This is a genomic window from Tepidimonas sp. (assembly GCF_036825565.1).
Classification (GTDB): Bacteria; Pseudomonadota; Gammaproteobacteria; order Burkholderiales; family Burkholderiaceae_C; genus Tepidimonas.
This window is the reverse complement of record NZ_DAISXZ010000075.1, coordinates 1-10,963: the sequence shown is the minus strand read 5'-3', so window position 1 is coordinate 10,963 and position 10,963 is coordinate 1. Positions and strand designations below refer to the sequence as shown.

The 10,963-nt window shown below is 71.6% G+C and carries 10 protein-coding genes; 6 read left to right on the top strand and 4 right to left on the bottom strand.

Annotated features, from left to right (window positions below):
• The coding region (gene putA, locus V7026_RS09675; RefSeq protein ID WP_443082341.1) for a bifunctional proline dehydrogenase/L-glutamate gamma-semialdehyde dehydrogenase PutA at positions 1-3,616 on the top strand (3,616 nt) is incomplete at its 5' end.
• 49 nt (positions 3,617-3,665) lie between these two features.
• Here putA and V7026_RS09670 read toward each other — a convergent pair.
• The gene (locus V7026_RS09670) at positions 3,666-4,397 is read right to left on the bottom strand and encodes a YggS family pyridoxal phosphate-dependent enzyme (RefSeq protein ID WP_334155175.1); all 732 of its coding nucleotides are present in this window, start codon (positions 4,395-4,397) and stop codon (positions 3,666-3,668) included.
• Between the two features lie 11 nt (positions 4,398-4,408).
• Here V7026_RS09670 and V7026_RS09665 point away from each other — a divergent pair, with 11 nt between their 5' ends.
• Genes V7026_RS09665 through V7026_RS09655 form a run of 3 tightly spaced genes read left to right on the top strand, consistent with a single transcriptional unit; the run spans position 4,409 to position 7,563 of the window.
• Entirely contained in the window at positions 4,409-5,452 is a 1,044-nt protein-coding gene (locus V7026_RS09665) for a type IV pilus twitching motility protein PilT (protein WP_334155174.1), read from the top strand.
• A gap of 26 nt (positions 5,453-5,478) precedes the next feature.
• Complete coding sequence (locus V7026_RS09660) at positions 5,479-6,615, top strand: PilT/PilU family type 4a pilus ATPase (protein WP_334155173.1); 1,137 nt, start codon at positions 5,479-5,481, stop codon at positions 6,613-6,615.
• Between the two features lie 24 nt (positions 6,616-6,639).
• A complete protein-coding gene (locus V7026_RS09655) occupies positions 6,640-7,563 on the top strand; it encodes an NAD(P)-dependent oxidoreductase (RefSeq protein ID WP_334155172.1) in 924 nt (307 codons plus the stop codon).
• 40 nt (positions 7,564-7,603) lie between these two features.
• Here V7026_RS09655 and V7026_RS09650 read toward each other — a convergent pair whose 3' ends face one another.
• From V7026_RS09650 to V7026_RS09640, 3 genes are all read right to left on the bottom strand, one after another.
• Entirely contained in the window at positions 7,604-8,233 is a 630-nt protein-coding gene (locus V7026_RS09650; RefSeq protein ID WP_334155171.1) for a BON domain-containing protein, read from the bottom strand.
• Positions 8,234-8,301: 68 nt separating this feature from the next.
• Complete coding sequence (locus tag V7026_RS09645; RefSeq protein ID WP_334155170.1) at positions 8,302-8,916, bottom strand: SIS domain-containing protein; 615 nt, start codon at positions 8,914-8,916, stop codon at positions 8,302-8,304.
• 21 nt (positions 8,917-8,937) lie between these two features.
• Positions 8,938-9,366, bottom strand: coding sequence for a YraN family protein (locus V7026_RS09640; RefSeq protein WP_334155169.1), 429 nt, complete (start codon positions 9,364-9,366; stop codon positions 8,938-8,940).
• On the opposite strand from V7026_RS09640, the gene rsmI reads away from it, so the two are divergent.
• Positions 9,365-10,333, top strand: a complete 969-nt coding sequence (rsmI, locus tag V7026_RS09635) for a 16S rRNA (cytidine(1402)-2'-O)-methyltransferase (protein WP_334155168.1) — start codon at positions 9,365-9,367, stop codon at positions 10,331-10,333. The two genes, V7026_RS09640 and rsmI, sit on opposite strands and share 2 nt — an antisense overlap.
• A gap of 25 nt (positions 10,334-10,358) precedes the next feature.
• Positions 10,359-10,963 (top strand): DUF502 domain-containing protein (locus V7026_RS09630; protein WP_334155167.1); only part of this gene is annotated, 605 nt, incomplete at its 3' end.

Below are 10,963 nucleotides of genomic sequence, written 5' to 3'. Positions count from 1 at the left end.
CCCCACCCCCTGGCCGCCCGCCGAGGCCTCTGCCCCCTTCGCCCACGCGCCGTTTGCGGACGCCCCGCACGCGCGCACCGCCACGATGACGGCTCTGCCGCCGCTGCAGCGCGCGCCGGAGCCGGAACTGCTGCCCGCCCTGCTGGAGCGGACTCGCCTGCCGGAGGGACCCCGCGCCCGCGTCGCCGCGCTGGCCCAGCGGCTGGTCCGGGGGCTGCGCCAGCGCGCCCCGCAGCGCGGCCGCGAGGGGTTGGTACAGGCGCTGCTGCAGGAGTACGCCCTGTCGTCGCAGGAGGGCGTGGCGCTGATGTGTCTGGCCGAGGCGCTGCTGCGCATTCCGGATGCCGCCACGCGCGATGCGCTGATCCGCGACAAAATCGGCCGCGGCGACTGGCGCGCCCACCTCGGCCGCAGCCCGTCCACCTTCGTCAACGCCGCCACCTGGGGCCTGCTGCTGACCGGGCGCCTGACCGCCACCCACAGCGAGGACGGGCTGGGCGCCGCGCTGACCGGCCTGCTGCGCAAGGGCGGCGAGCCGTTGATCCGCCGCGCGGTGGACATGGCGATGCGCTTGCTCGGCGAGCAGTTCGTCACCGGCCAGACGATCGAGGAGGCGCTCGGACGGGCCCAGGTGCGCGAGGCGCAAGGCTTTCGCTACTCCTACGACATGCTCGGCGAAGCGGCGCTGACCGAGGAGGACGCGCAGCGCTACTTCGACGCCTACCGATCTGCGATCGAGGCGATCGGCGCGGCTAACGCCGGCCGCAGCGTGATCGACGGGCCGGGCGTGTCGATCAAGCTGTCGGCGCTGCACCCGCGCTACGGCCGCGCCCAGTACGCGCGCGTGATGGAGGAGCTCTACCCGCGGCTGCGCACGCTGGCGGAGGCGGCGCGCGCGGTCGACATCGGCCTGCACATCGACGCCGAGGAGAGCGAGCGGCTGGAACTGTCGCTCGACCTGTTGGAGCGCCTGGCGCACGAGCCGTCGCTGGCCGGCTGGGCGGGCCTGGGCTTCGTCATCCAGGCGTATCAAAAGCGCGCGCCGGCGGTGGTCGACCATGTGATCGCGCTGGCGCGGCGCAGTGGGCGGCGGCTGCTGGTGCGGCTGGTCAAGGGCGCCTACTGGGACAGCGAGATCAAGCGCGCCCAGCTCGACGGGCTCGCTTACCCGGTCTACACCCGCAAGGCGTACACCGACGTGTCGTACCTGGCCTGCGCCCGGCGGCTGCTGGCGGCGCCAGAATCGGTGTTCCCGCAGTTCGCCACCCACAACGCGCAGACACTGGCGGCGATTTACGAGATGGCCGACCCCTCCACGTGGCATCCGCATCAGTACGAGTTCCAGTGCCTGCACGGGATGGGCGAGCCGCTCTACGAACAGGTGGTGACGCCGGCCGCAGCCGGCGGCCTGGGCCGCCCCTGCCGCATCTACGCGCCGGTCGGCACGCACGAGACGCTGCTGGCCTACCTGGTGCGCCGCCTGCTGGAAAACGGCGCCAACACCTCGTTCGTGCACCGCATCGCCGATGCCGGCGTGCCGCTGGAGGCGCTGGTGGAAGACCCCGTAGCCACCGTCGAGGGCTGGGCACGCGCCGAAGGCGCCGTGGGCCTGCCGCACCCGCGCATCCCGGCCCCAGCGGCGCTGTATGGCACCGCGCGACCCAACAGCGCCGGGCTGGATCTGAACGACGAGGCCACGCTGGCCACCTTGCAGCGCGCGCTGGAGGCAAGCCGCGCCGCGCCGCTGCACGCCAGCCCGCTGCTGGCCGAAGGGCTGCCCCCCGCCGGCGCGGGCGCGGCCCACCCCGTCGTCAACCCGGCCGACCGTGGCGACGTGGTCGGCACGGTGGTGGAGGCGCGCCCCGAGGACGTGGCCGCCGCCGTGACGGCGGCGCAGGCCGCCGCAGCGGGCTGGGCCGCCACCCCGCCGCAGGCGCGCGCCGCCATCCTGCGCCGCGCCGCCGATGCCCTGCAGGCGCAGATGCCTGACTTCGTCGTGCTGCTGATGCGCGAGGCCGGCAAGACCGCCGCCAACGCCGTGGCCGAGGTGCGCGAGGCGATCGACTTCCTGCGCTTCGACGCCGCGCAGATCAGCGACACGCACTGGCCGCGCACGGCCCGGCCGCTCGGGCCGGTGGCGTGCATCAGCCCGTGGAATTTTCCGCTGGCCATTTTCACCGGGCAGATCGCCGCCGCACTGGCCGCCGGCAACCCGGCGCTGGCCAAACCGGCGGAGCAAACGCCACTCGTGGCCGCGCGCATGACCGAGCTGCTGCACGCCGCCGGCGTGCCGCGCGCCGTGCTGCAGCTGCTGCCCGGCCCCGGCGAGACGGTCGGCGCAGCGCTGGTGGCCGATGCGCGCATCGCCGGCGTGGTGTTCACCGGCTCCACCGAGGTGGCGCGGCTGCTGCAGCGGGCGCTGGCGGGCCGCACCCGCACCGACGCGGACGGCCGCGCCCAACCGGTGCCGCTGATCGCCGAGACCGGCGGCCAGAACGCCATGGTGGTCGACACCTCGGCGCTGCCGGAGCAGGTGGTGCAGGACGTGCTCGCCTCGGCCTTCGACAGCGCCGGGCAGCGCTGCTCGGCGCTGCGCGTGCTGTGCGTGCAGGAGGAGGCCGCGCCGCGGCTGCTGGCCATGCTGCGCGGCGCGCTGCGCGAGCTACGTCTAGGGGCGCCGACGCGGCTGGCCACCGACGTCGGCCCGGTGATCGACGAGGCGGCGCGCGCCGGCATCGTCGAGCACATCGAGACGATGCGCGCGCGCGGTTGCGCCGTCTGGCCGCTGCCGCCCGAGGCGCAGGCCGGCACCTTCGTGCCGCCGACGCTGATCGAGCTGGACGGCCTGCGCCTGCCGCAGCGCGAGGTGTTCGGCCCGGTGCTGCATGTGCTGCGCTGGCGGCGCGAGCAGCTGCCCGCGCTGATCGAGGCCATCCACGCCACCGGCTACGGCCTGACGTTTGGCGTGCACAGCCGCATCGACGAGACGATCGAGGCGCTGACGCAGCAGGTGCGCGCCGGCAACTACTACGTCAACCGCAACATGATCGGCGCCGTGGTCGGCGTGCAGCCGTTCGGCGGCGAGGGGCTCTCGGGCACCGGGCCGAAGGCCGGCGGGCCACTCTACCTCTACCGGCTGCTGGCCGACCCGCCTGCCGACACGGTGGCGCGCGCACGCGCCTTCGTCGGGGCGGACGAGCCGGCGGACTGGCGCACGCCGGTGGTGCTGCGCGGCCCCACGGGGCAGCGCGACACGTGGGCCCTGTTGCCGCGCCGCCATGTGCTGTGCGTGGCGCGCGACGCCGCCACGCACCGCGCCATGGCCGACAGGGTGCGGGCCCTGGGCGGGCAGCCGCTGGAGCTGGACGAGGGCGCCCCGATCGAGGCGGCGCTGGCCGCCCTGCCGGAGGCGCCGGAGGTGGCATGGTTCGACGGCGACGCCGCGCGGCTCGCGGCGCTGCAGCAGGCGCTGGCGGAGCGACCCGGGCCGGTGGTGCCGGTCGTCGTCGGGGCAGCCGAGGCGGCGCAGCCGCCGGCCGGGCTGCTGACCGAGCGCAGCGTCAGCGTCAACACCGCTGCTGCCGGCGGCAACGCCACGCTGATGGCGCTGGACTGACGCGGCGGGCGCTCGTGCCGTGCGCCGTCGCCGGCCGCCCCGGTTGCGGTCACGCCCCCGGATCGGCCGGGGTGGCAGCGTAGGCGCGCCGCCCGAAGATCGCGCTGCCCACGCGCACCAGCGTGCTGCCTTCGGCAATGGCCAGCTCCAGGTCGTCGCTCATGCCCAGCGACAGCGTGTCGAAGTCGTCCGGTGCGCCGAGCTGCGCGCGCAGTTGGTGGAACAGCTGGGCAGCCTGCGCGAACACGCGCCGCATCGCCGCCGCGTCCGGCTGCGGGTCGGGGATGCACATCAGCCCGCGCAGCCGCAGCCGTGGCAGCGCCGCCACCGACTGCGCCAAGGCCAGCGCCTCGGCCTGCGCCACGCCGGCCTTGGTTGGCGCACCGTCCACGTTGACCTGCAGGCACACCTGCAGCGCCGGCCGGTGCGCCGGACGCTGCTCACTCAGCCGCTGCGCGATCTTGAGTCGGTCCACCGACTGCACCCAGTCGAAGTGCTCGGCCACCAACCGCGTCTTGTTGCTCTGCAGCGGGCCGATGCAGTGCCACTCCAGGCCGGCCACGCCGGCCTCGCGCAGCGCGGCGATCTTCTCCACGCCCTCCTGCACGTAGTTCTCACCGAAGGCGCGCTGGCCGGCCGCGGCGGCCTCGGCCACCGCCGCCGGGCCGAAGGTCTTGGACACCGCCAACAGCCGCACCGCGGCCGGGTCGCGCCCGTGGCGCTCGCACGCCTGTTGAATGCGCGCACGAACGGCTTGGAGATTGCTCGCGATCGTTGCCATAATGGTCGGAAATGGACGTCACACAGCTGCTGGCCTTCGCGGTCAAGAACAAGGCTTCGGACCTGCATCTGTCGGCAGGGCTGCCGCCGATGATACGGGTGCATGGCGATGTGCGCCGCATCAATGTCGAGCCGCTGGACCACAAGCAGGTCCACGCGACGGTCTACGACATCATGACCGACGCCCAGCGCAAGGCCTACGAGGAGTTCCTGGAGGTGGACTTCTCGTTCGAAATCGCCGGACTGTCGCGTTTTCGTGTCAACGCCTTCAACCAACACCGCGGCGCGGCGGCGGTGTTTCGCACCATTCCGTCCAAGGTGCTGACGCTGGAGGATCTGGCCTGCCCGCGCATCTTTGCCGACCTGGCGATGAAGCCGCGCGGGCTGGTGCTGGTCACCGGCCCAACCGGCTCGGGCAAGTCGACGACGCTGGCGGCGATGGTCAACCACCGCAACGAGAACGACCCTGGCCACATCCTGACCATCGAGGACCCGATCGAGTTCGTGCACGAGCCCAAGAAAAGCCTGGTCAACCAGCGCGAGGTCGGGCCGATGACGCACTCGTTCGCCGCCGCGCTGCGCTCGGCGCTGCGCGAGGACCCGGACGTGATCCTGGTCGGCGAGATGCGTGACCTCGAGACCATCCGGTTGGCAATGACCGCGGCCGAGACCGGCCACCTGGTGTTCGGCACGCTGCACACGTCGAGTGCCGCCAAGACCATCGACCGCATCGTGGACGTCTTCCCGGCCGAGGAAAAAGAGATGATCCGCTCCATGCTGTCGGAGTCGCTGGTGGCGGTAATCTCGCAGACGCTGCTCAAGACCGCCGACGGCAAGGGGCGTGTCGCCGCGCACGAGATCATGATTGGCACGCCGGCCATCCGCAACCTGATCCGTGAGAACAAAGTGGCGCAGATGTACTCCGCGATCCAGACCGGCCAACAGTACGGCATGCAGACACTGGACCAGTCGCTGATCGATCTGGTCCGGCGCAACGCCATCACGGCCGCCGAAGCGCGCAGCAAGGCCAAAATCCCCGACAACTTCCCCATCTGACGGCGGACCGCCTGCAGGAGCGCGCCATGGAACGCGATCAAGCCAGCAACTTCATCCACGAGCTGCTGCGACTGCTGGTCAGCCGCAACGGCAGCGACCTGTTCCTCACCGCCGACTTTCCGCCCGCCATCAAGGTCGATGGCGTCATCACCAAGGTGTCGCCGCAGCCGCTGACCGGCCAGCACACCCAGGCGCTGGCGCGCGCGATCATGAACGACAAGCAGGCCGCGGAGTTCGAGCGCACCAAGGAATGCAACTTCGCCATCGCCCCGGCCGGCATCGGGCGCTTTCGCGTCAACGCCTTCGTGCAGATGGGCAAGGTCGGGCTGGTGCTGCGCACCATCCCCTCCAAAATCCCCACCATCGACGACCTGGGCCTGCCGCAGATCCTCAAACAGTTGGCGCTGTCCAAGCGCGGCATCTGCATCGTGGTCGGCGGCACCGGCACCGGCAAATCCACCACACTGGCGGCGATGGTGGATTGGCGCAACGAGCACACGCACGACCACATCGTCACCGTGGAAGATCCGGTGGAGTTCGTGCACACGCACAAAAACTGCATCGTCACCCAGCGCGAGGTGGGCATCGACACCGACAACTGGGAAATCGCGCTGAAAAACTCGCTGCGCCAGGCGCCCAACGTCATCCTGATGGGCGAGATCCGTGACCGCGAGACGATGGAGCATGCCATCTCGTTTTCCGAGACCGGGCACCTGTGCCTGGCCACGCTGCACGCCAACAGCGCCAACCAGGCGATGGAGCGCATCATCAACTTCTTCCCGCACGATCGGCATGCGCAGCTGCTCAAGGACGTGTCGCTCAACCTGCGCGGCATGGTCGCGCAACGCCTGCTGCCGCGCGAGGACGGCAAGGGGCGCGTGGCCATCGTCGAGGTGCTGCTCAACAGCGCGCTGATCGCCGATCTGATCATGAAGGGCGAAGTCCAGGAGATCAAGGAGGTCATGAAGCGCAGCACCGAAGTCGGCATGCAAACCTTCGACCAAGCGCTGTTCGACGCCTTCGAAGCACGCCAGATCTCTTACGAGGACGCGGTGCGCAATGCCGACTCGCAAAACGACATCAAACTGCGCATCAAGCTGGATAGCCAGCGCGCGCGCAACAGTGACCTGGCCGCCGGCACCGAGCACCTGCAGATCGTCTGACCCGTCCCTCTCCGTCTTACGACCATGCCCCAGGTCAACCCCAAGCCCTCCTACGATGCCGTCCCCCCGCAGCGCGTGGCCTTCCTCGGCTTGGGCGTGATGGGCTGGCCGATGGCCGCGCACCTGGCGCTGGCCGGCCACACCGTCACCGTCTACAACCGCACCGCCGCCAAAGCCGACGCGCTGGTACAGGCCATGGCCGTGCGCGGCATCGATCGCGTGCGCACTGCGGCCACGCCGCGCGCCGCCGCCGAGGGCGCCACGTTCGTCATGGCTTGCGTCGGCAACGACGACGATCTGCGCAGCGTCGTGCTCGGACCCGAGGGGGCGCTGGCGGGCATGGCGGCGGATACGGTGTTCGTCGACCACACCACCGCCTCGGCCGAGGTGGCGCGCGAGCTGTACGCCACCGCGCGCGCGCAGGGTTGCCACTTCATCGACGCACCGGTCTCTGGCGGCCAGGCCGGCGCCGAAAACGGCCAGCTCACCATCATGTGCGGCGGCGACGAAGCACCGTTCGCGCGCGCGCAGCCGGTGATGGCCGCCTACGCCCGCGCCGTCACCCGCCTGGGCGACAGTGGGGCCGGGCAGTTGGCCAAAATGGTCAACCAGATCTGCATCGCCGGCCTGGTGCAGGGCTTGTCGGAGGCGATCGCCTTTGGCCAGCGCGCCGGGCTGGACATGAAGCTGGTGCTGGACGTGATCGGCAAAGGCGCGGCGCAGAGCTGGCAGATGGACAACCGCGGCAAGACGATGGTGGAGGACCGCTTCGATTTCGGCTTCGCGGTGGACTGGATGCGCAAGGACCTCGGCCTGGTGCTGCAGGAGGCGCGGCGCAACGGCGCGCGTCTGCCGGTGACGGCGCTGGTGGACCAGTTCTACGCCGACGTGCAGGCTATGGGCGGCGGGCGCTGGGACACCTCCAGCCTGATCCGCCGTCTGCGCTGAAGCGTCCGTCCCGGCCCGCGACGGATGGCGGCGCGGGGCCTCAGCGGCCGCCAGCCGGCGCGGTCTGATCGGACTTCGGCGGGGGCGGCTGCAGGCGCGCCAAATCCGCCTCGCTGATGATCTCGAACACGCGCACGACGCGCTGCACGCCCGGCACGGTGCGCGCAATGTCGGCGGCGCGCTGCGCCTCGCGCGCCGTCACCAGCCCCATCAGGTACACCGTGCCGCGCTCGGTGGTGACCTTGATCGCGTTGGCCGAGAGGTCCTTGGCGTCGACGAAGGCGGCTTTGACCCGTGCCGTCACCAACGCGTCGGAGGAGCGCGCCGTCAGCGACGGCGAGCCCATCATCGCCAGCTCGTCGACCACGCCGGCGACGTTGTCCACCCCCTGCACGATGCGCAGCACGGTCTGGCGGTCGGCCTCGGAGGCAACCTCCCCGGTCAGCAGGACCTTCCGGTTGAAGCTGGTCGGGTTGACGCGCGCGCGCTCGCCGAGCTGCTCGCGCACACGGTTGTTGATCTTGAACTCGATGGACTGATCTTCGAGCTGGGTGCCGCTCGTGCGGCGGTCGGTGGCGACGAGCACGGCACCACCGACCGCCGCCCCCGCCACGAGGGGGGCGCAGCCGCTCAGCGAAGCCAGCAGCGTGGTCGCCGCGACAGCGGTCATGACAGCCTTCGCCCAGATGGGCTGTCCGGCGCGCCGGGTGCCCCGGTCGGTCAAGGAAGGGATGGGGGTCATGGTTCGATGATCTCCGTTTCGGTGTCTTCGCCCAGCAACTGCACGTCGATGGCATCGCAAATGGCATGCAGGGCGACCAATTGGGCCTCGTGCACACGCGCCGGCCGTTCGGTCGGCAAGGCGACCAGCACATCGGTGTCCTTGAGCACTTCCGGCAGCTCGCCGGGGCGCGCGCCCGTCAGGGCCACCACCACCATCTCGCGCTCGTGCGCGGCGGCGATGGCGGCCAGCGCATCCGCCCCGGGCGGTGCGGCCGCAACGAGCAGCAGCACATCCCCGGGCAGCCCCAGCGCGCGCAACTGCCGCACCATAGGCCAGGTCGCCGCATCCAGGCCCGGCAAGGCACCCGAGGTGATGACGGGATTGCTCCCCAGCGCCAGCGCGGCCAGCTCGGGGCGCTCGCGCTCGAAACGGCCCACCAGTTGCGCGACGAACGACTGCGCCAGCGCGGCCGACACCCCGCTGCCCCAGACCAGCACCTTGCCGCCGCCGGTCAGCCCAGACAGTATCGCGCCGACCGCGGCCTCCAGCGCCGGCCCCACGGCCTGGGCGCACTGGTACTGCAGGTCGGCGCCATCGACGAAGTGCTGCTGAATCCGGTGCAAAAGCATGGGCGCAATCTTATCGGCTCGTCAATCCCAGGCGCCGGCCTCGAACGCGCCGCGCAGCCACTCGATCCGAGGCGGCAGCGGCGCCCCAAGTTCCCCGTCCACCACCACGGCGTCAAAGCGGCAGGGCGGCACCTGCGGCAGCCGCGCCAGGAAGTGCCGCGCCGCAAACACGATGCGGCGCTGCTTGGCGCGGCCGATGCTGGCCGCCGCCCCGCCGTGCTCGCCGCGGCTGCGCTGACGCACCTCGACGAAAACGAGCGTGCCATCGGACTCCGCCATAATCAAATCGACCTCGCCACCCCCGCGCCCGGGGCTGCGCACATTGCGTCGCACCAGGCGCAGGCCGCGGGCCTGCAAATACTGCAGGGCCAGGGCCTCCGCCGCATCGCCGCGCGCCTTCGTACCGGGCCGCGGACTGCGGGTCCGGCTCGCTTTTTCATCCATCGCCATGGTGAACACGCCTCCCTTGCCCGCCACCGGCGCCCCCGGAGCCCCCGACGACGGGGGGCTGGCGGCGCGCTTGGCCGGCGGACAGCATTATCCGGCCGGGGCGCTGTACGTCGTGGCCACCCCGATCGGCAATCTGGCCGACATCACCCTGCGCGCGCTGCATGTGCTGCGCACGGTCGATGCCGTCGCCTGCGAGGACACCCGCCACACCGCGCGGCTGTTGCAGGCCTACGGGCTGCAAGCCGAGCTGCTGGCCGTGCACGAGCACAACGAAAGCCGCATGGCGCAAACCATCGTCGAGCGCCTGTGGCGCGGCGAGCGCATCGCCTGCGTCAGCGACGCCGGCACCCCCGGCATCAGCGACCCGGGCGCGCGGGTGTGCGCCGCGGTGCGTGCCGCGGGCCTGCGCCTCATCCCCGTGCCGGGGGCCAGCAGCGTCACCGCGTTGCTCAGCGTGGCCGGCATCGCCGAAGGGGCGGTCACGGTCGTGGGGTTTCTGCCTGCGCGCGGCGCGGCCCGCGAGCGGGCGTGGCAACACTGGCGCCAGGCCGACACCGGGTTGGTGCTGCTGGAGGCGCCCCACCGCATCGATGCGCTGGCTGCCGAGCTGTCGGCCCTGGGCGAGCGGCCCGTGACCCTGGGGCGTGAGCTGACCAAACAGTTCGAGGACATCGTCACCCTGCCCTGCGCGGCGGTGACCGACTGGCTTGCCGCCGACCCCCACCGCCGGCGCGGGGAGTTCACGCTGGTGATCCACCCCCGCCCAACCGCGCCGCCCCCGGTGCCCCCTGGCGAGGCCGCCGCGACCGGCGACGCGCTGCCCGCCGAGGCCCGGCGCGTGCTGGGCCTGCTGCTCGACGAGCTGCCCGTCAAATCCGCGGCCCGGCTGGCCAGCGCCATCACCGGGGTGCCCAAGGGGGCGCTGTACCAGGCCGCGCTGGCCCTGCGCGCGCCGTCGCATGATTGACACCTGCTCCGGCTACACCTGCGCCATGAAACGCCTGTCCCAGTACTTTCTGCGCGGCCTGCTCGCTGTGCTGCCCATCGGCATCACGTTGTACCTGCTGTACGCGCTGGTGGTGTGGTCCGAGCAACTGGCGTTGACGCTGCTGCGGCCGCTGATCGGGGATTTCTACGTCCCCGGGCTGGGCCTGTTGCTGGCGGCGGCGCTGGTCGTGCTGGCGGGCTTTCTGGTGTCCACCCAGGCCACGGCCCGGCTGCTCAACTGGGTGGAATTGCCCTTCACCAATCTGCCGGTGGTCAAGAGCATCTACTCCTCCCTCAAGAGCTTTGCCGACTACTTCGCCCCCCACCGGCGGGAGGAGACGAGCCAACAGGTCGTCATCCTGCGTCCCCCGGGCGCCGAATGGGAGGTGGTCGGCCTGGTCACCCGCCACCACCTCGCGGGACTGCCGCCGGGGTTTCTGCCGGGCGAGCGGGTCGCGGTCTATCTGCCCATGGGCTACATGATCGGGGGCTATACCCTGTTCGTGCCGCGCGCCTGGACCACGCCCATCGATATGTCCGTGGAGGAGGCGATGCGCTCCTCCCTGATCGCCTGGATGGCCGCCGGTGCCGCCCCCCGGCCCGGCACCGG

Bases quoted from the DNA above. Each gene is read 5' to 3' on its own strand.
- V7026_RS09670 (WP_334155175.1), bottom strand. From the start codon at position 4,397: ATGGCAACGATCGCGAGCAATCTCCAAGCCGTTCGTGCGCGCATTCAA.
- V7026_RS09665 (WP_334155174.1), top strand. From the start codon at position 4,409: ATGGACGTCACACAGCTGCTGGCCTTCGCGGTCAAGAACAAGGCTTCG.
- V7026_RS09660 (WP_334155173.1), top strand. From the start codon at position 5,479: ATGGAACGCGATCAAGCCAGCAACTTCATCCACGAGCTGCTGCGACTG.
- V7026_RS09655 (WP_334155172.1), top strand. From the start codon at position 6,640: ATGCCCCAGGTCAACCCCAAGCCCTCCTACGATGCCGTCCCCCCGCAG.
- V7026_RS09650 (WP_334155171.1), bottom strand. From the start codon at position 8,233: ATGACCGCTGTCGCGGCGACCACGCTGCTGGCTTCGCTGAGCGGCTGC.
- V7026_RS09645 (WP_334155170.1), bottom strand. From the start codon at position 8,916: ATGCTTTTGCACCGGATTCAGCAGCACTTCGTCGATGGCGCCGACCTG.
- rsmI (WP_334155168.1), top strand. From the start codon at position 9,365: ATGGTGAACACGCCTCCCTTGCCCGCCACCGGCGCCCCCGGAGCCCCC.
- V7026_RS09640 (WP_334155169.1), bottom strand. From the start codon at position 9,366: ATGGCGATGGATGAAAAAGCGAGCCGGACCCGCAGTCCGCGGCCCGGT.